Source organism: Chryseobacterium sp. KCF3-3, from assembly GCF_045865955.1.
Lineage (GTDB): Bacteria > Bacteroidota > Bacteroidia > Flavobacteriales > Weeksellaceae > Chryseobacterium.
The window spans coordinates 3,917,037-3,932,908 of record NZ_AP035792.1 but is presented as its reverse complement, the minus strand read 5'-3'; the positions used below and the strand labels follow the sequence as shown (position 1 = coordinate 3,932,908).

Genomic DNA, 15,872 nt, shown 5'->3' with positions numbered 1-15,872 from the left:
AAAAAACCGGCCGGGATTATTAATTTTTAAATCCCAAATCATGAAGAACGCAATTTATATTTCTATGGGAATTATATTCTCATTACTGGTATTTTCCTGTCATCCAAACGATATTGCTTCTACTGAAGACATGGAAGAAGTAAGTGAAAACATTCAAAACTACAGTACTTTTTCAGCCAAGGCAGACAGTACTACTTATAAAGATACTGATCCGCCTAAAGACCGTGATCATTGGAGACCTCTAAGAATCTATAATGAGAGGAAATGAGTACCAAAGTGAAATTACCTGTCACCGCAGCATCCGGACAATTATGTCCAGTCAGCGGAGTATGGAAAAACAAAGGAACTTTTACAACAACAATAACTATTTCGGAGAAAACAACAATGCCGGAATACTGCGGAGTAAAGGTTGTATGGATCTTATTATATCAATGCTGAACTAATTACCATGAGAAAATTAATTCCCTTAATACCGACAGCGGTTACCTATTTTTTTGTATTATTATTTACCTACGCTTTGGTTAATAAGATCCTGGATTTTGAAAATTTCCAGATCCAGATTGCCCAGTCTCCGCTTCTCACCGCATACACCGGATCCATATCCTACCTGGTTATTATCGTTGAATTATTGATTGTCATGCTGCTGCTAACCAAAAGTACACGGCCACTAGGTTTGTTTTTCTCCTTAGGAATGATGATGAGTTTTACTGTTTACATTTATCTGATCTTACACTATAGTGAATCAATCCCTTGTTCCTGCGGAGGCATTCTGGAAAAGATGGACTGGAAAGAACATCTCCTATTTAATATAGCCTGTGTAGTTTTGGCTGTCATTGCCATCATCTCTATCTATTTTAAAAGAAGATACAGAGGTAAGATTTACTTAAAAATAGCTGTCATGATTTTTGTAAGTTCACTGCTTGTTATCCTGTTATATATAAGTTCTGAAAATACGGTTAAAAAAGAAAATAATTTTACCCGCCGTTTACTGACTCATCCTATTATCCAGGATAAGGTCCTGGAGCTGGAGAATGAGCACTATTATTTTGCAGGAAACAGCCAGGGAAAAGTATTTCTAGGGAACACTTCTTTTCCACTACTACTCACCACTATTGAAAGAGCCTTTAAAACACCGGAATCAAAGAGAATATACCCTGATCGTACTGATTTTAATTACACCAATTTACAGTTCAAAGTATCAGGACCTGATTATTATCTCTATGATGGCAGTGTTCCTATCATTTACAAAGGAAAAATAAAAGACTCTTCAGCACATACCATCAGCTATAATGACGTATACTTTAATCAGCTGGCCGTCATAGATTCTTCTCATTTTGCGTTAAGAATCAGGAGCAGTGAAACAGGAGAATATGAGTTGGGACTACTGGCTCTCAATAAACAGCCAAAATTGAGTTTATCTGAGGAACTACTGCAAAAACAGATTGACGGAATATTCGATGCAGACGGCCAGCTGGCCGCTGATCAAAAAAGCGGAAATATTACCTATATGTATTCTTACAGAAACCAATTTCTGATCATGAATAATAGTCTAAAGTTAAAAGACAAGATGAAAACCATTGATACCATTTCAAAAGCACAGGTTGAGCCTGTTAAACTTTCAGACGGCACAATGAAGTTAAAGTCCCGCCCCTTAAAGGTTAACTCAGCAATTACTACAAACGGTCCCTTTCTGTTTAACCAATCCCACTTAATGGGAAAACATGAACCCAAAGAACGCTGGAAAAATGCAACAGTAATCGACATTTACCGTACAGACCGGCAGGAATATGCAGGGAGCTTTTATATAGACCATATCGATCACAAACCTGTATCCCAGATTATGGTAACCGATCAATACCTCTATGCTCTTACCGGAAAGAAATTAGTCCGTTATCGATACAGAACAAGCAATGTAAAATATTTTACAACAGGGGAAGCTGAAAACCTGAACAAAGAGTAAGCAGTCATTTACTAAAAACTTCAATTATTATGAAAAAGTTTCTAGTTCCTGCCGCCCTGGTAATTATGGGCACAGGAGGTGCATTAGCATCAAACATCGAAAGTTCATCCAAAGTAGTTACTATTGGATACAGAGTCGGAAATTTTGGAGAGCCTACCTGTGTAGCGGTTAAAAACTGTGAAACAGTAAACACTGGGATACTCTGCACTTACACAGATGCTACAGGTCCTCACAACTTGAAAAGAATGAGCGGCTCGCAGTGTTTTGGAGATTTGTTTGAAATCTTACCGTAATTTGAAATCTATTAACAAAGAGAAGAGGCTGTCCGAAAAGGACAGTCTTTTTTTATAAACTCTATAAGATAATTATCAAGCACGTGAGAGAAAATACCAGAAAAATTACTCTATCGGAACAGAGAATAAACTACAATTGGATTTCTTATATATTTTTTCTAATGGAATATAGAAACAAAATATGTTGGAAAAGTTTAATGAGAGCAATTTTCAACATCATTTCCAACAACTACTTTATTTAAACGTCCAACTACTACTCTATTAAAATGCACAAAGCATATACTACACAAAGGTGTAATTGATTTCATGTGATGTAAAATATAAATTTGAATTATTATCTCGGATGAAAATTTCATCTTTGAATTAATTTTCACAAAACACAAATTTGACAAAATATCTGTTTTTAAAATTCGTAACTTTAAATATTATAGCAACTTAAAAACTAATATATTATGAATAATGAAAACTTTGATTTAGTTCAAAAGTTATTTGAGCTTCCATGGTATAACTTAATTCTTATTTCTCTTATAATCATTCCTGTTTTTATCGGGACTTGGGCTTCGCTTATAAACAGCTTCAGTCTTAATTTAAATGATAAGCAAAAAAGAACGTTATCAACAACATTTATAATGCTCTACATAATAGGTGTTGTAGTTGGTAAAATAGGACATGACAGGGAACAAGATAGAAATTCCAAACAGATGGTTGAGACTTTAAAAGCAGACCTAAAAAGTAATAAAGGGATTTTAGGATTTAGAAGAATTAGAGAAAGACATCCTTCATATGATGAAAACTCATTATATAAAATTGCAGATCAATACCCAGGTATTTTTGGTATTGCTCCCATCGCTGACCCTCATAACAACCAGCTAAAAGACAAGGACGACCCTATTGGCCTTGTCTTAAGATAATTGTATATCAATTTAAAAATTTTACTGTAAAACTAAAAGCTAATGATATGAAAATTGAAGTTAAACTACCAATTGACAGAACAAAGACTGGAACATTAACATTAAAAAATGAAAATGGAGAAGTGCTTGCGGGTCCATTTTCAGTACAAGGTAAGGGAACTGGCGGAAATGATACCATGCGCGAAAATGCAGATACTCCTACAGGTGAATATATTTTACCAGAACGCCCATTTCTCCCACCAAAAAATGATGCTGATGGAATTAAGAAGTTTGGAGTAAATTCAAGAATAATAATCTCACCTGTTTCTGGAGATGCCATGACTGCAAGTACAACAAGACATATGGATATGTTGAGAATTCATGGCGGGGCTCCTAGTGCAACAGGTGGACTCAGATGGACGCAAGGCTGTTTAAGGCTTAGTGACGCAGATATGGAATCTTTGTTAAATGGATTGGCTTTTGAGGCATTTGCCCAAACAATGCTAAGTGTTGATATTGGGGTTCCAACAGATTTTTCAATGCCTTCTGTTAATGTATCTGTTTCAGAAGAAGATATAGATCCTGTAGATAACACCCCAGATACTGCACCAACAATGATTCCTAGTGAATACAAAGACAAAGAAGGGAAAGACGGTAAGGAGGGCAAGGAAGGATCTGATAATAAAGAGGGTGAATCTGATGGTAAAGAAGGTGAATCTGATGGAAGTGAAGATTCAGAGCACAAAGAGGGTGAGTCCGACGGTAAAGAAGGTGAATCTGATGGCAAAGAAGGTGAGTCTGATGGAAGTGAAGATTCGGAAAATAAGGAAGGAGAATCTGATGGTAAAGAAGGTGAGTCTGATGGAAGCGAAGATTCAGAAGGAAAAGAAGGCATGGATTCACCATTAGCATAATCGTTACTCATGAAAATTGCAGTTATAAGAAGAAACAGTGGAGAAAATACCATTGTCTGTAAAATTCTATCTGATTTAAGAATCAGTTTTTCAGATATATCATATCCTTCCAACATTTACCTAGAGATTTTAGATTCAAAAGACTATTCACCAATTTGTTTTTTGAATGATAATCCACTATCCTCTTTTGATAAAATAATTTATTTGGGATATCCATCAACAATAAAGAAAAACTTTCCTTCAGCAGATGAGATTTTTATTCTTCAAGAGAGAACACAAGCCTTTTTAGCATGTTTTTACTGTTTGGATAAAAAAAAGATAATAAATTCCGGCTATGTTTTCAGATGGAATAAAACAGTAATGAATGAATCATTATTTAAAAGATATTTTGCAAGTTTAGAAATAAAAATATTAGAAGAAGTTATGAGTAATCATTCAGTATTTAGAGAATCTAAATTTGAGAATAATAAATATTTAATCCTAGTAAAAAGACAATCTAATATTTTTTCTACAAATAACCAATTGGAAAGAAAAATATTCCAAGCGGGACTTTCATTTTTAATTGAATTTGATCTCGATTGGTGTGTTATATTTTATTGTCAAGATACTTTGGAAATATCAAGAGTGATAGTAGACTTTTCGTACTTATCATATGAAATAACAAAACAAATATTACAAGATTTATTATGTTGTTAACTATAGGTTACATTACCGAAAAAACTTTTGGCCATTTTATCTCCAATCTAAAACAAAGCAGTGTTACATACAAAATTTTAGATTTATCTAACTTATCAAAACTAAATAGAATTTCCATAATTGAAGATTATAATAATCAGAATCTAGTCATTGAACTTGATAATGAAATTTATGATTTTTCTAAATTCCGGTCATTTTATACCCGCCTGTTTTATACTGATTTAGGGAATAATGAACTAAATATTTTGTTTAGTAAAATGATTTCATCAATATATTCTTTCCTTGAATCAACTAATAAAATGGTTGTAAATAAACCGTCATCTGGGGATTCTAATGTAAACAAATTTGTACATTCAAAAACACTTGGGGAGTATGGATTTAAAAGTATCCGATCAATGATTAGTACTGACCAATATAGAGTATCTGAGATAATCCCACCGGATAGCAGCTGGATTACTAAGGGTTGTTCAAGTATAAAAACTAAAGCTGCTCTTATTGATCATTATATTTTTAGCAGATTAATCAGATTACCCATTGCTCCTGCCCTTTTTCAACCAAGAATCATAGGTGATAATGTTAGAATTCATTTTGTGGGAAATGAATATTTTGCTGAAAGAATTATTTCCAAACGTCTTGATTATAGATTTTCAGATGACGAAGTTTCTCCAAATAAATATTTGGAAATCATACCACCAGCTATAATTATTGAAAAGTGTTTGAGATATTGCAGATCAGAAAACCTCTTTTTTGCCGGGTTTGACTTTATAGTGACAGAAAATGAAGAATGGTTTATATTGGAATGTAATACTATGCCTGGTTATGAATCATATGATAAAAGATGCCAAAATAAAATTTCAACGGCATTAATTAAAATATTAGCTGATTCTTCAGATAATAATCCATTTGAAAAAGAAAATCAAAACTTATTACCAGAACCTTTTATACCCTCTTTTAATAGACCAAAAGTTAATTTTTTATAGGTTTTCATATACATATTGATATTATTTTACTTCATTAAGATTTACGGATTATGAGTGAGTAACTTTAGTAAACAAATGAGTAAGGATGCTAATCAGCATCCTTACTCATTTGTTTCTCAATCCATGGGATGTCTCTCTTCCCTTTCAGAAAATAATCCCACCAATCCTGTATTCTTACAGTCAGGTCTTTCTCTGCTTTTGAACCTATGGTAAAAACATGGGCTTCTCCCGGATAAAACAAGGCTACAACATCTTTCTTATTCCGTTTCAGCCCGATATAAAACTCCATGGTCTGATCCCATACAATCCTTTTATCCTCCGTTCCTGCCCATAAAAGCATAGGAGCATTTACTTTATGTACATTTTCAATCGGATTATTATCCACATACAGTTTTTTATTCTCTGCAAAAGAAGCATACATATTGTACTGCCCTTCTTCAAACTGCCAGTAAAATGGTGTAGACGAGGTCTCATTATAAGAAAAATACATTCTGGTCAGATCACTGGCTCCAGCTCCTGAAATATAAGTCTTAAAACGTTTGGAATGTCCTGCTATAAAATCTGTCCGGAATCCTCCGAAAGAATGGCCGATCAATCCTACATTTGTAAGATCAACTTCAGAATAATTTTGCAAAGCATCTAATGAGCTTTCCACACAGTCTAATGCTGACTGCCCTACCCCTGAAGGTCCGTTCGCAATATCCGGCAGATATACAAAATACCCTTCCTGCAAAAGTTTTCTAATCGAAAACCCTACCGGAAAATTATTGAGTGGGGATAAATACTGATTCGGATTCCTGCTCTGCACTTCATAAATATGCACGACCATTGGATATTTTTTCCCCTCAGTGTATCCGATAGGATAATACAGAAGTCCTTTCAGAGCTGTTCCTTCTCTATTGTTAAAACTAATCACATCCCTCCTTATTGATGCTGATGTTTTATCATGCGCATTACTCTGAAATACAATATTCCCTTTTTCTTTTCCTATCTCCTTACAGACAATCCTAGGCGGAAAATGGAGGCTTTCTTCTATATATACTGCCTTTTTCAAAGATTCATCCATCTTGTACCATGTTATATTCGAAGCTGAAGAAGCCATGAGTGTTTCAAGCCTGCCTTTCTCCCATTTCAAAAAGGTTTTCTCAATCGTTCCTTTTCTGGTAACTGCCAGCAGCACCGGCACATCTACATTCAGTATACTTCTCCTAAAATTATAACCCGAATCAGGATATAAATCTGTTTCATCTTTCGTAACTACCTTTACTTCATTTTCATGATCGATATTAAGTGCGATAAACTGTCCCTTCTTTATTTCATATTTCCAAAGATCATTGCTGCTTTCAAAATAGATCGTTCTGCCATCCGGACTAAAATATGCTTTTGTCAAATCCTTCTTTTCCAATACTATTTTCCTCAACTTCTCCGTATCTGTCAGCACCCACAAGCCCTCCTTATTTTTAAATACAAAATGACTTCCACCGTCTGACACTGAAACTTCCGCCTGTAGTATACCCAAGTCTTCATAGCTACCCTTTTTACGATCATACAGAAAACCGTGAATCAGAGGAAACAGTGTTGAATAATTCTGCAATTCCTCCCTGTTAAACATCAAAAAATAGTCAGGATTATTCAGGCTTATTGCTGTTGAAAACCGGTCAGAAGGAATTCTCATCAACTCATTCCCATCCTTTTTCCATATCCAGTATCGCTTTACAAAAGAACCTTCCTGCTTGGCTTCCAGATTACCATCATTACCATACCAGATATCAACCGTACCCTTTTCTGCCGGAACATGAATCATTCCTGTAATCATGATGGCATTTCCATTTTGTATTTCGGTAAAACGCAGGTATTCTTCTTTTCTAACTTTACCTATATCAGGAAACACCAGTTCCCCTCCCTTTGTGTCAACCAATACAACTTTCTGAGATGAACTGTTTGAACCTCCTTCATCTGTTGTTTCTTCTTTAAGAATCAGGAAGCTTCCTGAAGGCATTTCTTCCATACTCCGGATCATACCAGGCGCAGCATACACGCTCTCTACTTTATTACCGGAATACTTCATCAGCTGAGTCTCCCTGCCTGATTTTTTCACGATATATAATACAGATCCTGAACTGCTCACCTTAAAATACTGCACCCGTTCTACTTTCTCCAGCAGGGCAGATTTCGCGTCATAGATATGCAGAACACTGTCACTGGTCTGCAAAAAGTACTTATCCCCTTTCTCCATCACTCCACTCTGCACTACATTTACTGATTCTTTGCCCTTCGGACCAGTCCTAAGTTCTTTCTGCATACCGGTCCTCAGATTCCACAGCATTACTTTTCCCTGCCCCAAAGCCAGCAGCTGCCCACCTTTTACAAAGGAGTACTGGTACTTTTTGGTCAGTGTGCCTACCAGGGATTTCATCCCTGATCTCCCGGTCGTCAGCACCACTGCCGTATCATAATTATTCCTGTAGACTTTTGTAGCCACCATCCATTTTCCGTCATCAGACACTTTGTTAACGGCAATATTGTAAAATTTTGAACTTTCATCTTTTACTGAATCCTGCCTGACCTGTCCATAACAGATCATCCCCATAAGAATCAATAAAAGGATTATCAATTTATTGATATTAATAGCCATTATTCTGAGGTTTTAAATTAGGATTAAGCAACAGATCTTTCTGGGGAACCGGCCATAGGCTGTGAAAGGGTTTCCAGTTCGGTTTTACCACCTGCAGATCGCCAAGTTTGTTATTTCGTTTTAAATCCAGGAACCGGTGTCCCATTTCGGTAAAGAACTCCCTCCTGTTTTCTAAAAGGATTTCACTCAGCAACACTTCTTTTGAAATCGATGCTAAAGCAGTCAGCCCCGCTCTCTGCCTCACCGGATTGATATACTGCAATGCTTCTCCAACTTTATTCTGCTGAGCCAGTGCTTCAGCCAGCAGTAAACACACTTCTTCCAGGCGGAACACGATAGAATCCTCCGTATCATTACTAGTTATATTTTTATACTTATTCACGCGATACCAGGTATTTCCTCCTACGCTTACAGGAACCATCCACTGCTGTTTTCTCAGGTCTCCCGATTCAAAAGAACTGATCAGACTTTCAGACAGCGCATAGCCCGTAGGTGCTGCTCCTGAAAAATAATACAGCATAGCTTCTTTCACAGGATCACCGGGGTTCGCAGGTTTTAACTGCCATATTATATGTTTTGAATCCTTCTGAAACACTTTTGACAGGTCATTCTGAAAACTATACAGCGGGCTTCCCACAATTGCTTTCAGCACAGTTTCTGCCTGAGTCCACTTCTGCTCCAGCGTATACACTTTGGCCAGCATCAGCTCTGCTCCCTTACGGTTGGGATATACCCTTTCGGCATCCCTGTACTGATCCGGCAGCAACTCTCCACAGTGCAACAGATCCGCTTCCAGTCTTGACAGCACCTCCGCAGATTCTACCCTTGAAAGAGACTGATTTACTGTATAATCCGTACTTACCGGGTAAGGAACCGCTCCAAAGAGCTGCTGAAGATAAAACAGCAGAATACTTCGCACCAGAAGGGCTTCCCCTTCTATCCTGTTTTTTTCATTACCCGGCAACGCTGATGCTCTAACACCTTCAATAATGGCATTGGCAGCGTAGATGTGCTGATAGGCCGTAGACCATACTGAATACACCGTAGAATTGGTATCGGTCTGCTGGTTATGATACAGCGCCAGTACCCCATTGGTATCCGTCAAGGCATAAGAATCCAGATCATCCGTATAGACACCCAGAAAAGCTCCCAATGACTCCCCTGAGAGGGGTGAATTATCCCTTAAACCTGCATACAACCCAGCCAGCGCTGCATTAGCGGTCTGAACATCCGCAAAGACCTTATCTTTTCCGATCTGATTGGAAGGCGTTTCCACCTCCAGCACCTTCTCACAGGAGAAAAGAAGAACACAAAACAGCAGGACCAGTCCCCTGTTCCTACAGAACCTCATCAATTGACAACATTGATTTATATTGATTTTAGAATTTTTCATTATTAATTTTTTAGCATATATTTTATAGTGTAATCAAAACCCCCATTGAATAGGTTTTTAAAGGAGGCAGATAGCCAATATTCCTGAACTCAGGATCAGGCCCGAAATACTTCGTAAAAGTCAGCAGGTTCTGCCCCTGAAAATAAATCTTCACACTTTTAAAAGCTCCTTTTACCGGAACCTGATACCCCAGCTCCAGATTCTTAAGACGGATGAATGATGCATCAGATACCGCTGCCGTACTGTTCATAAAAAACACATGGAGCTGATTCTTGATCCCATTGCTCCCTGAAGAATAAGGCATATAGGTACCCCCCGGATTCTCAGCAGACCAGACATCCATTACTTCCTGAGGCTGGTTATTCATCGTTCCCGGTATGGGCATAATATTGTTATAATTCCAGTTTCTCTGTTTCACAAACTGAAAAAGAAATGACAGGTTCCAGTTTTTAAATCGAAGGGTATTATTCCATCCCCCAAAATACCGTACTCCTATATTTTCCACGGCCTGCCTGTCATCCGGAGCTGAGATCTTCCCATCCCCGTTAAAATCTTTGAACCGGTACAGTCCCGTTGCAGGATCAATCCCCTCATACTGGTATACCTTTACCGATGTAATGGGCTGTCCTATAACATAAGTATTGGCATAGGTAGAACCTGCCAGCCCCGGAAAAGAAACCAGCTTGTTTTTAGGAAAACTGATATTGATCCCGGATTCCCACTGAAAATCACCTCCTGAAAACGGCTTAGCGGAAAGGTCGAGTTCCCATCCTGAGTTCTCCACTACGGCATCCAGATTGGCCAGTACACTTGGAAACCCTGTTATGGAAGGAAGCTGATATCCCACCAGCTGGCTTGAAGAACGGTTCCTGTACCACGCGGTAGTCAGGTTTATCCTGTTTTTCAGAAATCCCAGCTCCAAAGCCGCTTCCAGTTTAGTAGTCTTCTCCCAGCTGTAATTGGGATTATACAGCCTTGAAGGATTCAGCCCTGCGGTATTGTTATACAGGTATTCTGAGAGGTCATAGGTATCCAGATACCCATAATCTCCTATATTATCACTTCCGGTAGTTCCGTAGCTGCTACGAAGTTTCCCAAAGCTCAGCCATTTCATGTTTTTCAGGAAAGATTCCTGAGAGAATATCCACGCCGCTCCCACTGCCCCGAAATTCGCAAACTTATTACTGGGACCAAATCGGCTGCTTCCATCCCGTCTTCCGGTCACATTCAGGATATATCTTCCGGCGTACTGGTAATTCACCCTTCCAAAGAATGCGGCATATCGGTACTCTGTTCTGATCTGATCGGTAATGATCTTGGTTCTGGCTGCTCCTACATTCTCTATAAAAGCATTACTCTCAAATCCAATCCCGATCATAGAGCCCTGAGTGCCTATTTCCCGCTGAAAGGTCGTCCCTGCCAATACATCCAGAGCATGTTTACCTTTCTTCATCTGCCAGTTCAATTGTGGTTCCAGAATAAACGAAAACCGGTCCTGACTGCTTGCATACGACTGTGAACTCGCACTGGACTGCCCCTGATAGGAAGCAGGATTATACATAGTATTAGGTTTTAACGATCTTTCATCAAAAGACTGATAGTTAAGGCCTCCATTAAGCTTCAAAAACCAATGTTCGAGCAGTTCATACTGCACATTCATATTGGTTAAAAACTGCTTGTTCTCATAGGAATAGGAACTGTTATAGAGCCCTGCCGGATTGTTAAAGGTGTTGTTCTCCCAATTGAGGCTACCATCCGACAGATACAAAGCCGGAGCATCAGGTACCATCAGGTAAGCTTGTCTGGTGATATCCTCACTCAATACATTATTCTTCTGAAGCGAGAACCTGCTGGAAACACTGAGCTGAAAACGTTTGTCTTCAGAACTGTGGCTGATATTGGCAGAGAGATTATCCGCCTTATATTTAAACTCTTTTGAAAACACGGTAGACTGCTCATTATGCCCATAGCCCACCAAAAAGGAAGTTCTGTCGTTCCCTCCGCTTAATGAAACATTCGCCGTAAAGGCATCAGCGGTATTTCCAATCAGCGATTTCCTCCAATCCGTATACCTCCCCTGATCCCACACTCCATTGATATCATAGGCATTAGCCGGATAGGCCGTAATCCCGTCATTCTGATAGGCCTGCCTTCGCATCCTGAGATAATCCCCGGTCTTCATCATGGTAAGGTTATTAATCACAGAACTTACGGCATACGAAGTCCCCACATTTAATCCCAGATTCCCTGCTCCTTCTATACCTGCACCAGCTTTCCCACTCTTCCCTTTCTTGGTAGTGACCAGCACTACTCCATTTGCGCCCCTAGATCCATAAATCGAGGTGGCATCCGCATCTTTCAGAATCTCAATACTCTCAATATCCGCAGGATTAATGCTATTAAGGGGGTTAATACTGCTGGCTGGCAGTACCGCTCCTGAAAACTGGGAAGCCATTTCTCCTCCTACCGGAACCCCGTCTACTACATACAGCGGATTATTCCCCAAAGCCCGAAGACTGTTCTTTCCTCTTATCTGAATATCATAGCCTCCCCCCGGCATTCCCGAGTTCTGTACAATATTCACTCCCGCTACCCTTCCCTGAGCCGCTGAGAGCACATTGGTGACAGGCTGATTTTCTATATTTTTTGCTAAAACTTTGGCAATACTACCGGTTCTTTCTTTGTCTTTAACCTTGTAGTAGCCGGCGTTGAGAATAACTTCATCGATTCCCTTTACTTTTTGTTCTAAGCTGATATTAACGACTTTCTGATTTGTAAGTGTAAATTTTTCTTCTGTATAATCAGGGTGTCTAAACAATAGGATGGTATTTTCTGCTGAAACCTGTAAAGTATAGGCTCCGTTGTTGCCGGTCATGGTTACCTGATCACTGCCCTCCTGGGAGATCACGACTCCTGAAAGAGGTTTACCTGATGTGGTGACGGTACCGGAAATGGTGCGGGTCTGGGCTTTTGTAGTAATGCTTACAGCCGTAAACATGAGCCCAAAGAAAATGCCTCCTATATTGTAATAGGAATTTTTCATAGATTTGTAAAGGTTTTTAATTTTTTAAAGATTAATTACTGAACTACGCTCTTTCCCGTTGGTCTGCAAACTCTATGGGAAGGAGCTTTTTCTTTCTTTTGATTTTAAGTTGAGTAGTTTTTTGATTCATTTTTTTAGATAAAGACTTTCCTGATGCCCTTTGGTATAAAAAGGACTGGTGAGGTTCTGCAATCAGTGACCTTTAGGGCACCGGAAAGAATTTAATATGAATGAAATCTGTGTTCCCGTGTAAGCTTTTTAAAGCCACAATAGGCTGTACCCTCCTATTGTATCGTGCAATCTGATACTTATGTTGTAAGCGGGCTTAGATTTTAATGTAGATATAAAGCGAACAGCATGAAATAAAATGGCATGGAACTCTACATTATCCGAGCAGAGGCACTGGTATACCCATAACAACAGATAAGAGAGCCCACGCCTAGGTCGTGAGCTTCAAGCCTATCATCTCGTTGTTATTTGAAAATTACCAGTTTTCTGCTTCGAGATTCTAAGCAATAGCTTCTAATATTTCGTTGAAGTATCGCAAAGTTACATTATCTGTAACTTATCTTACAAATATAATAAAAAAACAATAGACGACATATACATCTTCATGAAAAATATTTAAAAGATCAAAATTTACTACATGTATAAATGGCAGGTAGAAGATTTAAAGTTTCAAATTGGTAAGTTAATTCAAGTCTATAGACTAAGGAGAGAATTATCCCAATTCCAATTAGGATTGGAATTAAATATTTCTAAAGATCATGTAGGTAGAATTGAGAGAGGATTGACAAATCCAACAATTGAAAATATTGTAAAACTTAGCAACTTTTTAGACATTGATATATTATCTCTTTTCACAAAATTGAACGCAAAAGAATTGCAAAAAATAGAATTTGAAATTGACTATTTACAAAAAGAGTTTAAAAATAAAAATAAGAGAAAATCCTGACGAGAGTCAGGATTTTCTCTTATTAATCATCATTTTACTAGAATTATACTTAATAATAGATTATAAACTTCACGGAAAACTGTAATTAGCTGAAAAGAGTATTTTTATATTTAAGCACTTTAAAATAATGTGAAATGGTGTAAGAACCTTATAGTTAATTAGAAGCTCAAACTTATTCAAAGTCTTTTGTATATTTGGAGTAAATAACTAATACCATAATATGAATACTGAATTTAAGAATAATCCAATAATTTCTAACATAACAAAGCTTCGTAGTAGAGTTAATAGATTATATATTCAAAAAACAAAAATTTATTACCCTATTAAAAGTTTTAATTAATAGTATTCATACAATAGTTGGAAAAATCAAAGTTATAATAAGTGGATATATTAATCCTACAATACTAATTAAAGTCTTAACAAATAAAATAAAGATAAATCTTCACAAGATTTTCTAATCAAATGGAGCATTATACCTAAATGATGATGCTTTCAAACTTACTTCCTACACCTTACATTATAATTAATATTATGCCAATAGCTCGTTTAAAAATTAAAGGAAAAGATTTAACTCCACAAAAGGCAATAAAGAATCCATTACTTGGTTCTAAAAACGTGCTCACAAATTCGCGTTGGGAATTTGTGGCATTATGGTTAAAGAAAGAAAAAAAGGATTCTGCATTATTTTATTGGAATCAGGCAAATGAATTTTATAAGTCATCGGTCGGGGTTAATATTTATACAGCACCCTTACTACACTATTATTGTTTCATGAATGCTACGAAAGCATTGTTAACATCTAAAAATATTATATTCAACCATTATCACGGAGTAAAACATAGTGGTATTTCATCGAGTAGATTTACTTTACAAAATGAAGGGATTGAAATTAAATCAAATGGAATATTACCATCATTGTCGACATATTTCAATGAAACTGAAACAAGTACCGTACATTCACTACAAGAAATATTCTTTAACCTCCAGTTTATACATAGAACTTATTGCCTATCATATCCTCGCCAGACTGATATGTTTATTCCAGTGAAAAACGTTTTTTTTTATTATGATCTATCAACAAACGAGGTAAGATTGTATTGTGAATTATCAGAAGATTTCAGTAATAGAAACATTTTAAAAAGGTTGCCATCTACATTTATATTTGATAGAAAAGAAAAAGAAAGATATTTTATTAAGTCAAATGGCTCAACAACTATTAGCAATCCAACAAAGCCTTCAGTTTCTGACATTAATAATTTAATTAATTTCAATGAAGCTTTAAGAAAAGATTTAGTATTCATAAATGGTAGTTCCACATTGTGGTATATAAAAAGTAATGTTCGCGGACCAGCAAAAATTGACAGAAAATCAAGTACCTTAACACTTGGTGCAATGCATCGTTTAAGTGAGTTATGTAGATACAAACCACTGGAGTTTAGAAAATTCATGGATAGTGATAAAAATTGGTTAATAAACGAATTTATCCAACAATCTTCCGAACAATTTTTAGATGAGATTGCTAGTGAAATAACAGGTTATCATTTTTTAATTCCTAACATTAGATCAGCCAAATAATGAATATTTATATAGCTACAAGCCTAACACATATTCCACGAGAACATTTCGAAACATATGTTGAATCAATTCATAAACTTGCAAATCATATAAAAGAATTAGGACATGATGTAAAATACGCATTAATAAATAGTGACCCTCAACTTGAAGAAATTGTTGAAGAAAAGAAAGCTGAATATTGCTATTTATGGGATAGACAAATGGTAGAAGAATCTAATCTAATAATAGCAGAATGTAGCTTTTCATCAGTTGGTTTAGGAATAGAACTACAAATAGCTGAAGGAAGAAATATTCCTGCCATCTTACTATTTAAAGATTTTGGTGATAATAGAGCCTCAGAAGTTGGATATCAAAATCCAGATAAATCAGAACATAGATTACAAATAGGTAAAGGTTATATATCTTTAATGGCTCTAGGATTACCAAATGTAAATAAAGTTATTCAGTATTCAGAAATTGAAGATTGTTTTACTGAACTAAACTTTGAATAACAATACAGTATTTAGAAAGAATAAACAGAAGTTATGGAAATTTTTAC

Annotated in this window: 14 protein-coding genes; 11 read left to right on the top strand and 3 right to left on the bottom strand. The window is 36.8% G+C overall.

Going from position 1 to position 15,872, the window contains the following annotated elements; genetic code table 11:
* The first annotated feature begins 40 nt into the window (after positions 1 to 40).
* The 8 genes from ACKTTZ_RS17625 (at position 41) to ACKTTZ_RS17590 (ending at position 5,733) form a co-directional block, all read left to right on the top strand.
* Complete coding sequence (locus ACKTTZ_RS17625) at positions 41 to 268, top strand: hypothetical protein (protein WP_407846186.1); 228 nt, start codon at positions 41 to 43, stop codon at positions 266 to 268.
* Complete coding sequence (locus ACKTTZ_RS17620) at positions 265 to 438, top strand: hypothetical protein (RefSeq protein ID WP_407846185.1); 174 nt, start codon at positions 265 to 267, stop codon at positions 436 to 438. Before ACKTTZ_RS17625 ends, ACKTTZ_RS17620 begins: the two co-directional genes overlap by 4 nt.
* 10 nt (positions 439 to 448) lie before the next feature.
* A complete protein-coding gene (locus ACKTTZ_RS17615; protein WP_407846184.1) occupies positions 449 to 1,960 on the top strand; it encodes a MauE/DoxX family redox-associated membrane protein in 1,512 nt (503 codons plus the stop codon).
* Between the two features lie 29 nt (positions 1,961 to 1,989).
* Entirely contained in the window at positions 1,990 to 2,253 is a 264-nt protein-coding gene (locus ACKTTZ_RS17610) for a hypothetical protein (protein WP_407846183.1), read from the top strand.
* Between the two features lie 452 nt (positions 2,254 to 2,705).
* A complete protein-coding gene (locus ACKTTZ_RS17605) occupies positions 2,706 to 3,164 on the top strand; it encodes a hypothetical protein (RefSeq protein ID WP_407846182.1) in 459 nt (152 codons plus the stop codon).
* Positions 3,165 to 3,211: 47 nt separating this feature from the next.
* Positions 3,212 to 4,057, top strand: coding sequence for a hypothetical protein (locus ACKTTZ_RS17600; RefSeq protein ID WP_407846181.1), 846 nt, complete (start codon positions 3,212 to 3,214; stop codon positions 4,055 to 4,057).
* Between the two features lie 9 nt (positions 4,058 to 4,066).
* Positions 4,067 to 4,753: a hypothetical protein gene (locus ACKTTZ_RS17595; RefSeq protein ID WP_407846180.1), complete on the top strand. Its 687-nt coding sequence runs from the start codon at positions 4,067 to 4,069 to the stop codon at positions 4,751 to 4,753.
* Positions 4,744 to 5,733 (top strand): hypothetical protein, encoded by a 990-nt coding sequence (locus ACKTTZ_RS17590; RefSeq protein ID WP_407846179.1) that lies wholly within the window; start codon positions 4,744 to 4,746, stop codon positions 5,731 to 5,733. The genes ACKTTZ_RS17595 and ACKTTZ_RS17590 overlap by 10 nt, the downstream gene beginning before the upstream one ends.
* An 88-nt stretch (positions 5,734 to 5,821) precedes the next feature.
* Here ACKTTZ_RS17590 and ACKTTZ_RS17585 read toward each other — a convergent pair whose 3' ends face one another.
* From ACKTTZ_RS17585 to ACKTTZ_RS17575, 3 genes are read right to left on the bottom strand one after another with little or no spacing between them, the layout of a single operon-like run.
* Entirely contained in the window at positions 5,822 to 8,368 is a 2,547-nt protein-coding gene (locus ACKTTZ_RS17585) for an alpha/beta hydrolase family protein (RefSeq protein ID WP_407846178.1), read from the bottom strand.
* Positions 8,358 to 9,761: a RagB/SusD family nutrient uptake outer membrane protein gene (locus tag ACKTTZ_RS17580; RefSeq protein ID WP_407846177.1), complete on the bottom strand. Its 1,404-nt coding sequence runs from the start codon at positions 9,759 to 9,761 to the stop codon at positions 8,358 to 8,360. Before ACKTTZ_RS17580 ends, ACKTTZ_RS17585 begins: the two co-directional genes overlap by 11 nt.
* A 22-nt stretch (positions 9,762 to 9,783) precedes the next feature.
* Positions 9,784 to 12,804 carry a SusC/RagA family TonB-linked outer membrane protein gene (locus ACKTTZ_RS17575; RefSeq protein WP_407846176.1) on the bottom strand — a complete coding sequence of 1,007 codons (3,021 nt, stop codon included), beginning with the start codon at positions 12,802 to 12,804 and terminating at the stop codon, positions 9,784 to 9,786.
* A 646-nt stretch (positions 12,805 to 13,450) separates the two neighbouring features.
* Between ACKTTZ_RS17575 and ACKTTZ_RS17570 the strand changes: the two genes are divergently transcribed.
* The 3 genes from ACKTTZ_RS17570 (at position 13,451) to ACKTTZ_RS17560 (ending at position 15,825) form a co-directional block, all read left to right on the top strand.
* Complete coding sequence (locus tag ACKTTZ_RS17570) at positions 13,451 to 13,759, top strand: helix-turn-helix domain-containing protein (RefSeq protein ID WP_407846175.1); 309 nt, start codon at positions 13,451 to 13,453, stop codon at positions 13,757 to 13,759.
* Between the two features lie 531 nt (positions 13,760 to 14,290).
* Positions 14,291 to 15,334 (top strand): YaaC family protein, encoded by a 1,044-nt coding sequence (locus ACKTTZ_RS17565; protein ID WP_407846174.1) that lies wholly within the window; start codon positions 14,291 to 14,293, stop codon positions 15,332 to 15,334.
* Positions 15,334 to 15,825 (top strand): hypothetical protein, encoded by a 492-nt coding sequence (locus ACKTTZ_RS17560; protein ID WP_407846173.1) that lies wholly within the window; start codon positions 15,334 to 15,336, stop codon positions 15,823 to 15,825. Before ACKTTZ_RS17565 ends, ACKTTZ_RS17560 begins: the two co-directional genes overlap by 1 nt.
* Positions 15,826 to 15,872 lie beyond the last annotated feature (47 nt).